We start from the raw sequence: 15794 nt of genomic DNA, 5'->3' as shown, positions 1-15794 counted from the left end.
GATCCGCAACAGTTGCCACGCTTTCAGGTTACGGCGCTGCCTCCTGATGCATCGATCGCGGAGGCATGGAGCACGCACTGGCGGGAATACCTGATGGAGGCGGCACAGACTGGGGCGCTGCTGTTCTGCATCGGGCTGTTCGCAGCGCTGCTCTATAGCGGAGCTGCATTCGCGGTTGGTGCGCTGACGATCTTGTACTAAGGGTTCTGCGTGAACCCGGCACGGTCGTTCGCGTCCGCATTCTTCGCGTGGATATGGCGTGGACTATGGATTTACTTTGTAGCTCCGGTAGGTGGTGCAGTATGCGCCGCGGTGTTGTATGCCAGATTGCTGGGAAGAGACCATGTTTATTGCGCGAAGGTCTTTCATGACACCAGGTCGACGTGTCCGTTCCGCTGCAGTTTTCTGGAACTGCTGCATGGTGAAGATAGCGAGAGCGGAGGATGACACCGAACTGATGGTAGATTGGGTTCCGAGCAAAGGCGGCTCTTTCTATGAACTGGAGAATTGCTGGGGCGGGTTTATTGCTCGCACTCCCCTGCATGCTGCACGCACAGACGGTAACACCGCAAACGGATCGGGGATTGAAAGATCCGCCGCCGGCAAAACCTTTATCGGGTGACCGGCCGCAGGCGATCGCTGATGGGCGGCAGCTTGAAACACCGAATTCCGGTGACGTAGTGGCGGTGCTGGATGCACTGCCGGAGCACGCAATTGTGCCGCCGAAGAAGCCACGGCGCATTCTCGTCTATGCCTATGCCGACGGCTGGGTGCACTCCTCCATTCCGCTGGCGGCTCGGATGGTGGAGGAGATGGGAAAGAAGACCGGCGCCTGGACCACCACCATCACCTACAACCCGGTCGACATCACGCCTGAGAACCTGGCGTATTTCGACTGCGTCTTCCTGGATCAGACGACTGGCGCTTTCCTCGATGACAAGAAGGACTCCGCAGTGACAGAAGCTCGTCGCAAGGCGTTGCTGGAGTTTGTGCACAGCGGGAAGGGAATTGTCGGCGTGCACGCCGCGTCAGACTCGTATCACGGCCATGCAGCCGAAGAGGCCGGCGCTCCCGCGAAGCTGATCGGGACATGGCCGGAGTGGAATAAGGCGATTGGCGGATTCTTCAAGTTCCACTGGCTGTATCCGCAGATGGTGACAGTGAAGATCGACGATCCGAAGAGTCCGCTGACGGCGATGTTCCACGGCAAAGAGTTCACTATTCACGATGAGATCTATACCTATGCGCAGGACTCGTTCTCGCGCAAGAATGTGCATGTGCTGACCAGCATCGACTACGCCAAAATGAGCGATGCCGATAAGGCGAAGGAGTCGGCGGCAACGAAGCGCACGGATGGGGATTATGCGTTGAGCTGGATTCGGCGCGAGGGTAAAGGCCGCGTGTTCTATGAGGCGCTGGGCCACAACGAACATGTGTACGCCATGCCCGTATTTCTGCAGCATATGCTGGCGGGGATTCAGTATGCGCTTGGTGATCTTGATGCGGATGATCGCCCGAGTGTCTCGAAGTAAGAGAACCTTGGTGGCACGCGTTAAAAGTTGAAAGTTAAAAGTTGAAGAGGTACGGCATTGGTGGGTTGATCGTTATGCCCCACCTGAGCATATCGATACATTGGGAATAGTCCATGCACTGGGTGCCCCATGTCCCTCGGGGACATGGGCCCGGCCTTCACTTTCCTGGGTGCTCGTATGTGGTCTGAATCAAACGTTAGGTTCCAGAAATATGGTCGCGCGAAGCGCGATACCCCACGCTAAACCCCAGCGAACAAGTTCGCCTGGGACCCCATTCTTCGCGATAAAGCTGCGAAGAATGGGGCAACGAGTGTCTACTACTTCCGAATTCGTCGATAGCCGTTGTTTCCTGCCTAGCCTGGGGGCCAGTGCATCTGGCGGCCGCCGAGGATGTGCAGGTGCAGATGGCCTACGGTCTGGCCTCCATCGGGGCCGGTGTTGATGACGGTGCGGAAGCCATTCGTCAGACCGAGTTGTGCAGCAATCGTGGGTACGGCACAGAGCAGCTCCGCCATGGTTCCGGCGTCTTCACTGCAAATGGCTGCGAGTGAGTTGATATGGCGGCGCGGGACCAGAAGAATGTGCGTGGGCGCCTTGGGGTCGATGTCGTGGAAGGCGAGAAGGTTCGCGTCTTCGTAGACCTTCTTGGCGGGAATCTCGCCGGCGACGACTTTGCAGAAGAGACAATCGGAAGCCATGGAGGGATTGTAAAGGGGTTGGGGAAGGGGAGGGGTGTGCCAGTCGTTGGCGTGCGTGGCGCGCGTTAAAAGTTGAAAGTTAAAAGTTGAAGACGTGCTGCATGGGTGGGGGTGAGTACTATGCCCAATCTCGACTGGGCCTCGCTTTGCGAGAAACCCAAGTCCGAAAAGCGGACCTGGGTCACCCGGTTTTGTGGCTATTCGAAGCATGAAAAGCCCGGCGGTGGGCCGGGCTTTGTTGAACTGATCTGATTCTTTACTTCGATTCGTTCTTGAAGACCTGTTCGGCGAAGTAGTTTCTTACCTTGGCTTCGTCGCGCAGCATCTCGAAGTAGGCGTTCTTCAGAAGCTGAGAGCGGCCGTCTTTCAACTGCTGGCGGATGGCCTGCTGCACGGCAGGATCGTTCAGGTTGCGCTGGCCGGCGGGCTCGCGGGAGACCAGCTTGAAGATGGCGTAGCCGATCACGCGCTTCGATCCAGGACCTTCGGGGACCGGGATGATGTCGGTCACCTTGCCGGGCGTCAGCTTCGAGATGGCGTTGAATAGATCAGCGTCAGACCGGAGCTGAGACTCGGAGAAGAAGCCCATGTCGCCGCCGTTGGGAGCGGTCTGGGAACTCTCAGAGAAGTTCATCGCCAGCGTTCCAAAGTCCTCGCCAGAGTCGAGGCGGTTCTTCAAAGCCTGGATCTTCTTTTTGGCTTCAGTATCGTTACCGGCTTTGCTGGCCTGCAGGTTCGAGATCTGCTGCTGCTGTGGGGCCGGCTGCGAGGTGACGATGATCTGCGCCAGGTGGTACTGGGTCTCGATCAGGTTGAACTCGGCCTTGTGCTGGTTGTAGTAGCTGGAGACATCGCCATCGGAGACGGTGATGCGGGAGTTGATCTCCTTATTCAGCAGCTTCTCGGTGGTGAGCGAGCGGCGGACATCGCGCTTCAGGTCGTCCAGCGTAAGACCAGAGTCCTTAAGGTGCTGATTGAACTGCTCTTCGCTGACCGGCGCCTTCATCTCGGCCACCTTCGCGTCTACCTCTTCATTGGTGGCGGTCAGGTTCATTTTGGCGGCGCGCTGCTGCAGGATCTCCTCGTCGATCAGGTTGCGGAGGACGTTGAGGCGCATGGAGTCGGCCTGTTCCTGCGAGGGCGTCTGCTGCGAATCGCCGAGCTGGCCTTTGTAATACTTCTCCAGTTCAGCCTTCGCGATCGGTTTGCCGTTGATGGTGGCGACGACATCAGCCGCCGGCTGGCGATTGCAGCCAACAGCGACGAACGTGAGCAGAAGCATTCCGGCGAGCGTATGTTGCTTGGTAAGACGTGGCACGTTAGACCTTGATCTCCAGCTTAGTTGCCGGCCGGCTTCTGCGCGGCAGGCGGATCGACGGGCGCCGGAGGGGGAGTGACTCCCGCAGCCAGCAGCGCGCCATCGATCATTTTATAGACATATTTGAGAGGAAGCGCGCCGGCAAGACGTTCTCCGTTGATGAATAGTTGCGGCGTGGCGTCGACCCCGAGGGAGTCGCCCTCCTTAATAGAGGAGGTCACGGCGGAGTCATCCTGTTTCGCGATGCAGGCGTTCAGCTTCTCGAGGTTGACTTTCTGCTTCACGGCCTCATCCCGGGTCCACTTGTCGAGAAGCTCGGTTGCGGGCTTCACAGCATCTGCCGGTTTGGCGTCCTTATCGGCAGAGGGCTTGAGCGGCGGAACGTCGGCGTAGTGCGCGTGGACGTTATCGACCAGCGACCAGTAGCCAGGGGCGGACTGCTCGGCCAGGCAGTTGGCGTCAACGGCGGCGTGTACGGCCCAGGGGTGTTGGCCCAGAGGGAAGTCTTTATAGACGACGTGAATTTTGTCACCGTAGCGCTCCAGGATGGCGGGGAACAGCTGCGCATGCATGCGGGCGCAGAAGGGGCACTGCAGATCGTCGTAGATCACGATGTGGACCGGGGCTGACGCTGGACCGCCGCGGGCGGGGCGGTTGCCGTCGCTGATTCCGGCGCCGGGGTCCTGCGGAATGTCATAGCGGTTGAGCTGCGCGAACGTCTTGCCGTCCTGCGAGATCAGGAAGTCGAAGTTTTTGGTGGCGGCAGCATTCTGTTCCGCTTCGAGATTGGTGAAGGTGACTGTCACCGTATCGAAACCCGGCATCTCCGATTTCCTGCGTTCCCCCACGGTCACGTCGTAATAGGCGGGGACGTTGAACTTGTTGCGAATCAGGACCTCGACACGCCGGGCGTCGGCGGGCGAGAGCTTCTGCGCGTGACAGCCGAGAGCGCCGGCGAGCAGAACGAAGCTGGAGAGGAGACGGAGACGGTTCATAAACGTAGGTATCAGTGTATTGGACGCACGACTGGTGCGCTTGCGAGTCAGGGAAGAACCGGTTGAGCCCAGAAGTCGGAGGCGGGGCGTTAAAAGTTGAAAGTTAAAAGTTGAAGACGTACGGCATGGGAGCGATTGTGTACCGTGCCCCAACCATGCTGAGTGATGGACAGACTCTTCCTATATATGTCCTGGGTGTATGTTCTGGGCGATTATCACCCTCCCCATTTGCCCCTCCATTTCCCCGTTCGCTGCACGATTCTGCCATTCGGGGCAGAAACCTATGCTTTCGGTTCCACAGGCCGTAGCCTGATCGTGCTGTAAACCGCTTATTGGAAAGGGCCTAGGTCCGGAGCGGAACCAGCTGACACACTCGCGCGGGATGCGCGCTGCGTCTAGACTCAAGGAATTCGCGTCTGGATAGAGGAAACGCCTCATCCAACGCTGTTTTACAAGACCAAACCGACCCAATCCGAGAGGGAGCGAAATGGCAAGAGCCACCAAACTGGCAGAAAAGACAATCACTTACGCGGCCAAAGGCGCGTGGGCGATCTTTGACAAGCTGAACAGCATCAGCCCCAACGCATCGTTTACACCGAAGTGGAGCGACAAGCCGCTGCTGAAGAGCTACCAGAAGGAGAAGCCTCCCCTTGGCTGGCCGCGTACGACCGATTCTCTCTGCCCGAAGTGCGTTCCTGAGATCCGCCAACAGATCCTGGACGGCAAGCTGCCCCACGAGATCCTGCTGAACGAGAAGGTCGGCGAGATCAAGGCTCAGATCATTGAGCGCGACGGCAAGATCCTGATGGTCAAGGATTGTCCGAAGCACGGTCACTTTGAAGACGTCATGTCCATTGACCCGGCCATGATGAAGCACCTCGAGGACGTCTTCCCGGGCCGCGACATCCGCGCCCACAATGACACCAAGCTTCACAACCACGGCACCTCGACCGTGACGCACGGCCGCGGTTCGGTTCTGACTATCGACCTGACCAACCGCTGCAACATGATGTGCGACCCCTGCTTCATGGACGCCAACCAGGTGGGCTTCGTTCACGAACTGACGTGGGACGAGATCAAGACCATGCTGGATAACGCCATCACCATCAAGCCGCGCCGCCAGATGTCGGTGCAGTTTTCCGGTGGTGAGCCGACGCTGTCGCCCTACTTCCTGGACGCCGTCGCCTATTCCCGCAAGGTGGGTTACAACTCGGTGCAGGCTGCGACCAACGGCATCGAATTCGCCAAGTCCAAGGAGTTCGCCAAGGCTGCCGCCGAGGCTGGTCTGCGTTACGCCTACCTGCAGTTCGACGGTATCGGCAACGCCGCCAACTCGCACCGCAAGGTCGGCAATGCGTTCGACGTAAAGCTCCAGGCCATCCATAACCTGCACGAGGCCGGCGTGGACATCGTTCCCGTAACGACCATCGTCAACGGCATCAACAACGAGCAGGTTGGCCGCATCATCCAGTTCGCCCTGGATAACCCGAAAAAGATCAACTTCCTGTCGTTCCAGCCGGTTTCGTTCACCGGCCGTGACGAAGAGGTCTCGGACGAGCGCCGTCACGCACAGCGCTACACTCTGAGCCACCTCGCGCATGACATCCGCAACCAGACCGGTCTGGGTGAGAGCACCCGTGACTGGTTCCCGATCAGCTTCATGTCGACCTTCTCGGACTGGGCCGACCTGGTGCACGGACCGGAGCACGAGTGGGGCCAGCTCTCCTGCGGTTGCCACCCGAACTGCGGTATCGGTATGGCACTGATGATCGACAAGGAAACGAAGGAAGCCGTTCCGGTTACCTCGTTCCTCGATGCCGTACAGCTGGCCAAGGACGTCGCGAAGGTGAACGACGCCGCTCGCGGCAAGTTCCTTTCGATCGTGGGTGTGTCGCTTGCGCTGCTGCGCAACTACGACCCCGCCAAGTCGCCGACCCACTTCCGCATCCTTGACCTGCTGCAGAAGTTCGACAAGTGCTTCGGCGCCACCGGCCGCAACTACGGCAAGGTGACCGGCGACCGCACCATGGCCGATATCGAGAAGCGCCGCGCCGACCGCTGGAACTTCCTGTTCATCGCCGGCATGTGGTTCCAGGATCTGTTCAACTACGACTTCCGCCGCACCGAGCAGTGCATCATCCCGTACGCGACCCAGGAAGGCGAGATCTCCTTCTGCGCGTACAACACCGGCATCGGCTGGCGCAACATCATCGAGAAGATGCACATGACCTCCACCCTCACCAAGTGGTACGAGGAGCATGGCCGTCACGAGATCTTCGCCGGTGGTAAGAAGGTCGGTCTGGAGCGTCAGGACAAGTACGATCTGGTCCTGAACCAGGCTCACGTCGACTCCGCCGCGAACGACACCTTCGAAAAGTCCGGTATCGCCAAGAACGCCCGCGAAGAGAAGATTCGCGCCCGCGACGCCAAGCTGAAGCAGGATGCGCAAAACGCGCAGATGGCCAAGCTCTACCGCAAGGAGATTCTGAAGGAGCAGGAACAGCCCGGCTTCATCTCCCTGGGTGAGATCAAGCCCGCCGCTCCGGCAAAGGTGCAGGACGAAGAGACCGTCGCCGGGGACTAACCGTCCCGGCGTAGGCGCCTTCGGCGCAAAAGCAAAAGGCCGCTCGTGAGAGCGGCCTTTGTCTTTCCGGTTATTCCACCTGTATTGGGTGAACTGTAACCGGAAGGGTTAATATGCCCGTCCATCACTCCGTCTACGGGATAAGTGCGTCTCGTGTGGGGGAATTTGAGGGTCGCACCAGATGTGGTGCAGCTACATTTGTTCTCTGCTTCTGAAACAGGTTCGGCTCTCTTCAGAAGGGAGCGCCCGTCCCATATAATGAAGCTTTCCCCTACATGGATTTGGGGAGGTATTTCCGAGCAGTGAGGACGCGCGTATCTTTTCCGCTAAGTTTCTGAATCAAGCTTTCACGGATGTGCGTTCGCACTCTGGCCGGAACCGCGCGATTGCCTTTGGCAGCCGTGTTCGCGCGGGTATGTTGCTGTTGGGCCTGGGCGTTGTCGCCGCCGGCTCTGCTGCGGCACAAAATGCTGGTTCCACCTTTACCACCGGACCGGTAGCACAGGGCAATCCCAGTGCGCTTTGCTCGATCCAGGTGATCGGCAATCGCCGCATTCCGAAAGAATCCGTTCTGGCCCGCCTGTTCTCGCATGAGGGCGATATCTTCGACGAGTCGATGATCGAGCGCGACTATAACTCGTTGTGGAACACGGGTTACTTTGAAGATCTCCGTGCTGAGAAGCAGCTCAAGCCGAACTGCACCCAGATCATCTGGTACGTGCGCGAAAAGCCCACGGTCAACGACATCAACTACAAGGGTGTGAATGCGGTCACCACCTCGGACATCCTGGAGCGCTTCAAGAAGGCCAAGGTCGGCCTGACGGTGGAGAGTCAGTATGACCCCACCAAGGTGAAGCGCGCCGAGGTTGTGCTGAAGGAGCTTCTGGCCGAGCATGGCCACCAGTTCGCCACCATCCGCACGGTGGTGAAGAACCTGCCTCCGGCACGCGTCTCCCTTACCTTCGAGGTGAAGGAAGGTCCGACCGTGAAGGTGGGGCATATCGACTTTGTCGGCAATGACAACGTGGGTTCGCGGACTCTGCGTCAGGCGATGCGGAACTTGCGGCCTGTGGGTATTCCCAAGTCGATCATCCTGGAAAACATCTTCGCCCGCACCTTCGACGCATCCAAGCTCGACGAAGACGCGCAGCGCGTGCAGATGGCCTACCGTGACCGCGGCTACTTCAAGGCACTCACCTCGGAGCCCAAGACCCGGGTCCGCGACGCCGGCGGCATCAATATCTTCACACTACGTCCGTCGAAGGGTAAGCGCATCGACATTCTGATGCCGGTGGAAGAGGGTAAGCGTTACCGTCTGGGTGGCATCAACTTCACCGGCAACAAAGCCATCACCAACTTGAAGGCTCTGCGCGCGCAGTTTGCGCAGAAGGATGGCGAGTGGTTCTCGGCGACGCTCTTCGGTAAGGGCCTGGAGAATCTGCGTAAGGCATACGGTGGGCTGGGCTACATCAACTTCGTCGGATCGCCCACACCCCGTTTTGACGAAGCGAAGAACCTTATCTTCCTGGACATCGATATCGATGAGGGCAAGCAGTTCAAGGTCTCCCGTATCGAGTTTTCCGGCAATAGCATTACCCGCGACCGCGTAATTCGCCGCGAGCTGATGCTGGAAGAAGGCGCGGTGTACAACGCCCAGGCATGGGAGCTGTCACTGCTTCGCCTGAATCAGTTGAATTACTTTGAGGCGCTGAAGGTCGAACAGGACTCCGAGACCCGCACCAATAACGATGCCGGTACCGTGGACCTGCTGCTGAAGCTGAAGGAGAAGGGCAAGAACTCCATCGGTCTGAACGGCGGTATCTCGGGTGCTTCAGGAAGCTTTGTCGGTCTGAACTATGAGACCAACAACTTCCTCGGCCTGGGTGAGACGCTCTCGGTGCAGGCGAATGCCGGCGATCTGTCGCGCAACCTGAGCTTCGGTTTCACGGAGCCTTACTTCCGCAACAAGCCGCTGTCGCTCGGTCTGCAGGTCTTCCAGTCCAAGTTCGACTACAACCCGTCGAAGGCCTACGGCGCAGCCGGCGGCTCGATCTCGCAGAACCTGTCGCAGGCGCAACAGTCGCTGCTGACTAACTACAACCAGTCATCCACGGGTCTGTCGATCTCGGCCAGCTATCCGCTGCGTAAGCTCTTCAATCGCTCGGGTGTGACACGTATCGGTCTCTCGTACTCGCTGTCGCGGTCGACGATTTCAACGTTCAACGACAATACCCGCAACCTGTTCCAGTCGCTGGCCTTCCGTTCCGGTATCCAGGGATCGAACCAGCTTTCGGGCATTATCAGCTCGGTCATTACGCCTAGCTTCACCTTCTCGTCGATCGACCGTGCAGTCGGTCCGCACTCCGGTAAGGACTTCAACGTCGCGATCCAGGTTGCCGGCGCGGGCGGTAACGTGAAGTACTTCTCGCCGGTTGCTACCTGGCGTCAGTTCTTCCCGATGAAGGGACTTCATATCGATCGTGACGGGCACAATGTGCTCGGCTACCGTATCCAGGTGTCGCACGTTGAGGGCTTTGGTGGCCAGGTGGCTCCGCCGTTCAACCGTGTCTATGGCGGCGGCGAGTCTGACGTTCGCGGTTTCGACGTCCGCTCTTCGTCCCCTTACACCTACATTCCGACCAAGGTGGAGTTCAACCTCACCAATCCGGATGGAACCACGGTGCCGCGCGATCCCACGAACCAGGACCTCGGTGCGATCCATGTTCCGCTGCCGGTCTACCGTCTGGTCTCGGTCGGCGCCGATACCGGCATTACGGCAAACGTGGAATACCGCATCCCGATCGTCAATCAGGTGGTCTTCGCGTTCTTCACGGACTTCGGTTACAACGGCAATGTCCGCGAGTCGCAGCTCCGCCAGTCGGTGCTGGGACAGTCGACCTTCAACAGTACGCTGTACGGCTGCCCTACCATCATCAATGGTTCCTGCTTCGGCGGACAGAAGGTCACCTTCCCACAGGTCCTGAAGGCGGTGCCGGGCACGAACTTTGTACCGCGCATGTCAAACGGCGCGGAGTTGCAGGTCATTCTGCCGATCGTGAACGCTCCGCTCCGTCTCTACTACGCCTATAACCCGCTGCGCCTGTACAAGGATCTGCCGCAGGAGTTGGCTGTGGACCAGGCGACCTACCGCAGCATGTTCCCCAACAATGGCGCCGGCCTGTTCAGCTATGCGCAGGCAATCCAGTTCTACGGAGCTGCCTATCAGCTTCGTGAACCGAGAAAGACCTTCCGCTTGAGCGTCTCCACCACCTTCTAAGAAAAAGCCCGGCGAAAGCCGGGCTTTTCAGTTGCTAGTTGCTGGTTGCTAGTTGCTAGTTGAGACCAAGAACTAAAGCCCCACTCAAGCTCTTCGCTTGATGGGGCTTTTTGCTTCTCAACTAGCAACTGGGAACCAGCAACCAGCAACTAGTAGGCTCGCATGTACATGCGGGAGATGCGGTCGTGCCAGCCCATGCGGTCTTCGTCGAAGAGAGCCCAAAGGTAGCCCAGGCCCAACGGAGCCATCGAGAGCGCCATGGCCAACAGGCGGCGGCGCATCTGGCGGCGTGAAGGGTTCTCATCGGAGAAGGTGCACAGGCCGATGCGGGCATAGCGCATGCCCGGCGTCTGGTCGCTCAGAGAGAAGAAGAGCAGGCGGTAGCCGATGAAGAGCGTCAGCAGCACGCCGACGGCCCAGAGCGCCAGTCCACGATCAAGAACGACGGTCTTTGCCGTGAGTGCGAAGACGATGGTGAAGATTGCGAAGCTGCCAAGGACGGCCATGGAGTCCACCAGGCCTGCCATCACACGAAGCTGCAGCGGAGCAACCTGCGGCGGCAGCGCGAAGCTGATCTCAGAGGCAGGAATGGATTCGAGGAGCGGTGCGGCTGCCGGGGCAGCGTCGAGACGGATGTCACTCCATTCCGGCGTGACGTGCGCCGGCTCGGGCGTAGTGGCGATCTGCTCCGCAGTTACCTCGAAGATACGAAGCTGCGGCGGCTCGGGAGCATCTTCGCGCAGCGGACCTTCGGCCAGCCGGGGACGGGCCTTCTTTGAGGCGACAAGCTGCCGTGGGAACTCGATCAGGTTGGCGCTGAGCGGAGCGATGGGTTCGCTCGATGGCTCCGGAACATACTCCACGACCATCGGCTCGAGTTCGGGTTCCGGCTCGACAATTACCGGCGGATGAACGACCGGCGGATGTTTGATCACCGGAGCTCTGGTTCCATGCTCCCTGGTTCTACGTTCCTGGACCAGAGGTTCGAGCGTAAACGGCTCAAGTACCGGAATCTCAACGACCTCTGCCGAGGCCACGGCCGGAGCGGCGCCATCAACGGTCTCCTCGGGCTCGTCCCACTGCTCGAGTTCCTCCAGCAACTGCTGCTGAGCCTGCGCGATCGCGGCGGCGTTGCGTGCGGCGATCTCAGCCTCGGCACGAGCCTTCTGCATCGCGGCTTCTGCTTCCGCCTGCAGGTAATCGCGGTAGCTCTGTTGTTGTGCGAACCTGCTGGCGACTGCCTCGGCAACGCGGCGCTGCTGCCGGGGCCTGGGTTCGGGAAGACCTTCCATCGGCAGGGTTTGCTGCTGGTCCGCTCGTTGTTTCTTCTGCCGATGGGCGGCAAGCCGGGCGGCTACCTGGTCTTTCCAGGCATCGTCGTCATGAACGGGTTCGAGGGGCAGGGGAGAGGTGGTGCTCACAATTCACTTCCGTTTCTCATCGGGCCGTTCTTTCGACAGCCCTGCAGGCAAATGGGTCCAAGGAAACAAACGTCTCGCTTTCCCGTCTGCATACAATGAAGAGGCGAGGGGGCGCGGAGCCGGATTCCGCATAGCAGTTGCAACCATCGAACGAGTACGGACCTACCAGAGCCATGCAGCACAAACGGAGCCGGACATTCCTGCTGCGAAGTGCCTGCGTCTTCTTAAGTACCACGCTAACGGGGGGAATTTATCCGCAGTTGCATGCACAGCAGGTTCCTACTTCGGCACCTCTGCCCGATACCCCCACGCCGCAGCTCAATTACCCCATCGCGCAGCCGGTAACGGAGCCCGAGGATGTCTCTCACAAACTGACGGTCGAGGCCGACCAAATGACCCGCAACGGCGATGAATACACGCTGACGGGCAACGTAGAGGTCCACTACAACGGGTATACGGTCACCGCCGAAAAACTGTCATTCAACCAGGAGACAGGGGAGGCGGTCTCGGACGGTCACATCCGGGTCAGCGGAGGTCCTGACGACGAGTACATCGCCGCGTCGCATGGACAGGCCAACCTGAAGCAGCAGACAGGAAAGTTTTATGACGTGACGGGTTCCATCGGCGTTCATACGACGGCGAAGGGAACCACGTACACGAACAGCAATCCCTTTCTATTCACCGGCCGCCAGGTGATTCAGCGGGGCCCGCACAATTACGAGATCCTGAACGGCACGGTGACGAGCTGCCAGCTTCCGAATCCGGACTGGAGGCTTGCCTCCAAGCGCTTTGTGGTGGAAGACGGTCAGGCGCGCGGCTATAACAGCGTCTTCCGTCTGCTGAATATGCCGGTCCTGTTTCTGCCGTATGTGACACACCCCACATCGCCGGAGGAGCGCCAGAGCGGATTTCTGATCCCCAGCTTCAGCAAGGCAGGCAGCCGCAAGGGATACATCATCGGCGAGCAGGTGTATGTGCGTCTGTCGCGGTCGTCGGATATCACCGTCGGCTCAGAGTACTTCTCGGTGCGCGGCTTCTCGCAGCTAGTGACTTTCCACTACAAAGGCAACGGCCTCAACTTCCTGACGGCGCACTACACCGGACTTCTGGACCGCGGATACCACGACACCAACGGGGTGTACGTCAATCAGGGAGGCCAGGACTTTCTGCTCTCCGGCCGGAAGGATCTGGATGAGCACACGCGCATCGCGGCCAATGTGGAGTACCTGAGCTCCTACGTCTACCGCGAGGCGTTCAATGACACCTTCAACCAGGCGGTTTCAACCGACGTTGTCTCGCACGCATTCGTCGCGTATCAGAAGAGCGGTCTTTCGGCATCGTTATTCGGTGATCGCTACCAGGGTCTGAAGAATGTTGTGACCGGGCAACAGGTGCGCATTATCCGGGCGCCGTCCCTGGATCTGGACCTGATCGAACGCCGGCTGGGAAGCTCGCCGTTGGTATGGTCATTCGATGCCTCGGCAACGGGCCTGAAGCGTGCACAGCAGAACTTCACGACCGACGGTGTGATTGAGCGGCTGGACCTGCATCCGCAGATCTCGGCGCCGGTCCACTTTGCCGGATGGATGGTAAGACCCTCGCTTGGTTTCCGCGATACGTTCTATTCGCGCAGCAGACTTCCTTCGGTCCTTCCCGGTCCAACGCCGGTGCAGGTGAATGCAACATTGAACCGCACTGCCATTGAGACGGGTTTCGAATTCAAGCCGCCGGTGCTGGAGCGCACTTTTGCGGCGAAAGACATCATCTTCGGCCGGGAGATGAAGCACACAATCGAATCGTTCCTGAATTACCGCTATGTGACCGGCGTGGATGACTACACCCGGACACTGCGTTTCGACCCGGTTGATGTCCTGACCAACACCAATGAGCTCGAGTACGGGGTGACCCAGCGTCTCTTCTTCCACAAGAAAGATACGCCGGTGTGCGATGAAGAGCTGGCCGGCAATACACGCCTGACGTCAGGCTGCGGAGGCATGGGAGAGTCGGTGCGCTGGCGGCTGGCGCAGAAGCATTTCTTCGACCCGAGCTTCAACGGATCTATCTCCCAGGGGCGCCGCAATATCTTCGAGAGCACGCTGGACCTCTCCGGCATCGCCTTTGTCACGCAGCCACGCGAGCTTTCGCCGCTCATTTCGGAGCTCCGGGTACGCATCTCCGACAAGACCGACGTGGAGTGGGATGTGAACTATGACTTCGGTCAGCATCGTTTTACTGCGTCGAACGTTTTTATCGATGAACACATCGGCCAGTACTTCGGTGGGCTCTCGTTTGCGCGGTTGAATGCGCCCGGCCGCTTTCTCACCTCGCCGATCTCGGACTTTACGCAACTTCGTGTGCTGTTGGGCTACGGCGCGCCAAACAAAAAAGGGTTCTCGGCGGCGGTGAACAGCGGCATCGATCTGAATGCAGGCCAGACGCAGTACGGAGCCTTTCAAGTGAGCTACTTCTGGGACTGCTGTGGCTTCTCCGCAGAGTACCGGAAGTTTGAGTTGGGTACGGTACGTAATGACAACATCTACCGGTTCAACTTCTCGCTGGCGAATATCGGGTCAGCGGGGAACCTTAGAAGAGCCGAACGGCTCTTCTAAGAGTTGAAAGTTAAAAGTTGAAAGTTGAAGAGGTACTGCATGGGTAAGGGGAATTCTTTGCCTGCCTCGGGATGAGTAGCGAATATAGATCCCATATAGTCTCTTTAACTGGCAACTGGCAACTGGCAACTGGCAACTGGCAACTGGCAACTGGCACTAGCAACTAGAGAGGTGCCATCCGAGATTCCCCTGGCAATTCTGCATTGCCGCATGGCATGCTGCTTTTCTCTAATGAGAGAAGGAGAGCTACGCCATGGCGAATGATTGGAATGATCGCATTCATGAAGCTGTAGACCGCATGGAGGCCGAACTCCGCAAAGCCATCGATTACGTCAACGACGAGGTGGTGCCCGAGGCGCGGATGCAGGGCGCTGAGGCGCTGCGCAAAGCTGCGGAGAAACTTCGGCAGGTGGCGCAGAAGCTGGATGAGAGGACGCCTCGCCGTTGATCCGCAGCCGCTCCATTGCCGCAGGCGTTATGGTCGTGCTCGCCCTGGTGTTGACCGGATGTCATCACAAGAAGGTGCGTGTAGCGCGCCGTACGCCTCCTCCACCGGTTACCCGCGATCCGCGCACCTCGGCAGGGAACTATCCGCCGGTCCGGCCGGTGCCGGGACTAGGCACCGGGCAGTCGCAGGAGCCACAGCCTGATTACGGCGATAAGGTGTATTCGACCGAGGTGGGTATGTCGAGCTGGTACGGCCCGCCGTATCACAACCGCAATGCGGCGAACGGCCTGCCGTATGACCAGAACGCCATGACGGCCGCGCATCGCACGCTTCCCATGGGCACCGTCGTTCGCGTGACCAATCTGCAGACGAACCAGTCTGCGGTGGTGAAGATCACCGATCGCGGACCCTTCGTGCAGGGGCGTGTCCTGGACCTGTCGATGGCCGCGGCCAAGGCTACAGGGGTCTATCGCGCAGGTGTGGCAAAGGTAAGGATCGACGTGTTGCAGCAGACAGCGAATGCAGCGGTCTCCGGTAAGTGGTGCGTGCAGGTCGGCGCCTTTACCGAGGAAAAGAACTCATTGAAGTTGAAAGACCAGATGCAGCGCCGCTATCACACGGCCAAGGTGATCGAGTTCCCAGGACCGACCGGGCACTGGGTGCGCATCAATCCCGCAGTGATGGATAAGGCGCACGCAACCGAGGTGGCGGAGGGCATTCATCCCAATGAACCGAATGCGCAGGCGTATCTGGTGAGGCTGGACTAGTTGCTGGTTCCTGGTTGCTAGGGCGTATCGACATATTCACTTCCGCTGCGGGAGAGTTTTTGTTGCAGTTTTTGCATGGGAGTATTGCGCTACGAGCTGACCGATGCTCAGTGGAATCGGATAGAAGGGTTGTTGCCAGGCCGAG

At 59.1% G+C, this 15794-nt stretch carries 12 protein-coding genes; 8 read left to right on the top strand and 4 right to left on the bottom strand.

The window, feature by feature from the left end; genetic code table 11:
* The first annotated feature begins 12 nt into the window (after positions 1–12).
* From AB4Y89_RS18575 to AB4Y89_RS18565, 3 genes are read left to right on the top strand one after another with little or no spacing between them, the layout of a single operon-like run.
* Positions 13–201 (top strand): hypothetical protein, encoded by a 189-nt coding sequence (locus tag AB4Y89_RS18575; protein WP_442302435.1) that lies wholly within the window; start codon positions 13–15, stop codon positions 199–201.
* Positions 202–210: 9 nt separating this feature from the next.
* On the top strand, positions 211–447 hold the full coding sequence (locus AB4Y89_RS18570; protein ID WP_442302434.1) for an aquaporin: 237 nt from the start codon (positions 211–213) through the stop codon (positions 445–447).
* Between the two features lie 47 nt (positions 448–494).
* Positions 495–1532, top strand: coding sequence for a ThuA domain-containing protein (locus tag AB4Y89_RS18565; protein WP_442302433.1), 1038 nt, complete (start codon positions 495–497; stop codon positions 1530–1532).
* Positions 1533–1885: 353 nt separating this feature from the next.
* On the opposite strand, the gene AB4Y89_RS18560 is transcribed toward AB4Y89_RS18565, so the two are convergent.
* The 3 genes from AB4Y89_RS18560 to AB4Y89_RS18550 form a co-directional block, all read right to left on the bottom strand.
* Positions 1886–2230 (bottom strand): histidine triad nucleotide-binding protein, encoded by a 345-nt coding sequence (locus tag AB4Y89_RS18560; protein WP_442302432.1) that lies wholly within the window; start codon positions 2228–2230, stop codon positions 1886–1888.
* 256 nt (positions 2231–2486) lie between these two features.
* Positions 2487–3548: a SurA N-terminal domain-containing protein gene (locus AB4Y89_RS18555; protein WP_442302431.1), complete on the bottom strand. Its 1062-nt coding sequence runs from the start codon at positions 3546–3548 to the stop codon at positions 2487–2489.
* A 20-nt stretch (positions 3549–3568) separates the two neighbouring features.
* Complete coding sequence (locus tag AB4Y89_RS18550) at positions 3569–4543, bottom strand: DsbA family protein (RefSeq protein ID WP_442302430.1); 975 nt, start codon at positions 4541–4543, stop codon at positions 3569–3571.
* A 487-nt stretch (positions 4544–5030) separates the two neighbouring features.
* Here AB4Y89_RS18550 and AB4Y89_RS18545 point away from each other — a divergent pair, with 487 nt between their 5' ends.
* Both AB4Y89_RS18545 and bamA read left to right on the top strand, forming a co-directional pair.
* Positions 5031–7127: a radical SAM protein gene (locus AB4Y89_RS18545; protein ID WP_442302429.1), complete on the top strand. Its 2097-nt coding sequence runs from the start codon at positions 5031–5033 to the stop codon at positions 7125–7127.
* Positions 7128–7482: 355 nt separating this feature from the next.
* Positions 7483–10404, top strand: coding sequence for an outer membrane protein assembly factor BamA (bamA, locus tag AB4Y89_RS18540; protein ID WP_442302428.1), 2922 nt, complete (start codon positions 7483–7485; stop codon positions 10402–10404).
* Positions 10405–10553: 149 nt separating this feature from the next.
* Here the strand turns inward: bamA and AB4Y89_RS18535 are convergent, their stop codons facing one another.
* Positions 10554–11825, bottom strand: coding sequence for an RDD family protein (locus AB4Y89_RS18535; RefSeq protein ID WP_442302427.1), 1272 nt, complete (start codon positions 11823–11825; stop codon positions 10554–10556).
* A gap of 173 nt (positions 11826–11998) precedes the next feature.
* On the opposite strand from AB4Y89_RS18535, the gene AB4Y89_RS18530 reads away from it, so the two are divergent.
* From AB4Y89_RS18530 to AB4Y89_RS18520, 3 genes are all read left to right on the top strand, one after another.
* Positions 11999–14434 (top strand): LPS-assembly protein LptD, encoded by a 2436-nt coding sequence (locus tag AB4Y89_RS18530; protein WP_442302426.1) that lies wholly within the window; start codon positions 11999–12001, stop codon positions 14432–14434.
* A gap of 253 nt (positions 14435–14687) precedes the next feature.
* The gene (locus AB4Y89_RS18525; RefSeq protein WP_442302425.1) at positions 14688–14882 is read left to right on the top strand and encodes a hypothetical protein; all 195 of its coding nucleotides are present in this window, start codon (positions 14688–14690) and stop codon (positions 14880–14882) included.
* Positions 14879–15649 carry a septal ring lytic transglycosylase RlpA family protein gene (locus AB4Y89_RS18520; protein ID WP_442302424.1) on the top strand — a complete coding sequence of 257 codons (771 nt, stop codon included), beginning with the start codon at positions 14879–14881 and terminating at the stop codon, positions 15647–15649. The genes AB4Y89_RS18525 and AB4Y89_RS18520 overlap by 4 nt, the downstream gene beginning before the upstream one ends.
* Positions 15650–15794: the final 145 nt, after the last annotated feature.

The organism is Terriglobus sp. 2YAB30_2 (genome assembly GCF_052114765.1).
In the GTDB taxonomy this organism is placed as follows: Bacteria; Acidobacteriota; Terriglobia; order Terriglobales; family Acidobacteriaceae; genus Terriglobus.
This window is presented reverse-complemented; position numbering and strand designations above follow the sequence as displayed.

What these genes read in the sequence shown, in the direction of transcription:
- AB4Y89_RS18545 (WP_442302429.1), top strand. Translation starts at nt 5,031, where the DNA reads ATGGCAAGAGCCACCAAACTGGCAGAAAAGACAATCACTTACGCGGCC.
- AB4Y89_RS18565 (WP_442302433.1), top strand. Translation starts at nt 495, where the DNA reads ATGAACTGGAGAATTGCTGGGGCGGGTTTATTGCTCGCACTCCCCTGC.
- AB4Y89_RS18525 (WP_442302425.1), top strand. Translation starts at nt 14,688, where the DNA reads ATGGCGAATGATTGGAATGATCGCATTCATGAAGCTGTAGACCGCATG.
- AB4Y89_RS18560 (WP_442302432.1), bottom strand. Translation starts at nt 2,230, where the DNA reads ATGGCTTCCGATTGTCTCTTCTGCAAAGTCGTCGCCGGCGAGATTCCC.
- AB4Y89_RS18550 (WP_442302430.1), bottom strand. Translation starts at nt 4,543, where the DNA reads ATGAACCGTCTCCGTCTCCTCTCCAGCTTCGTTCTGCTCGCCGGCGCT.
- AB4Y89_RS18530 (WP_442302426.1), top strand. Translation starts at nt 11,999, where the DNA reads ATGCAGCACAAACGGAGCCGGACATTCCTGCTGCGAAGTGCCTGCGTC.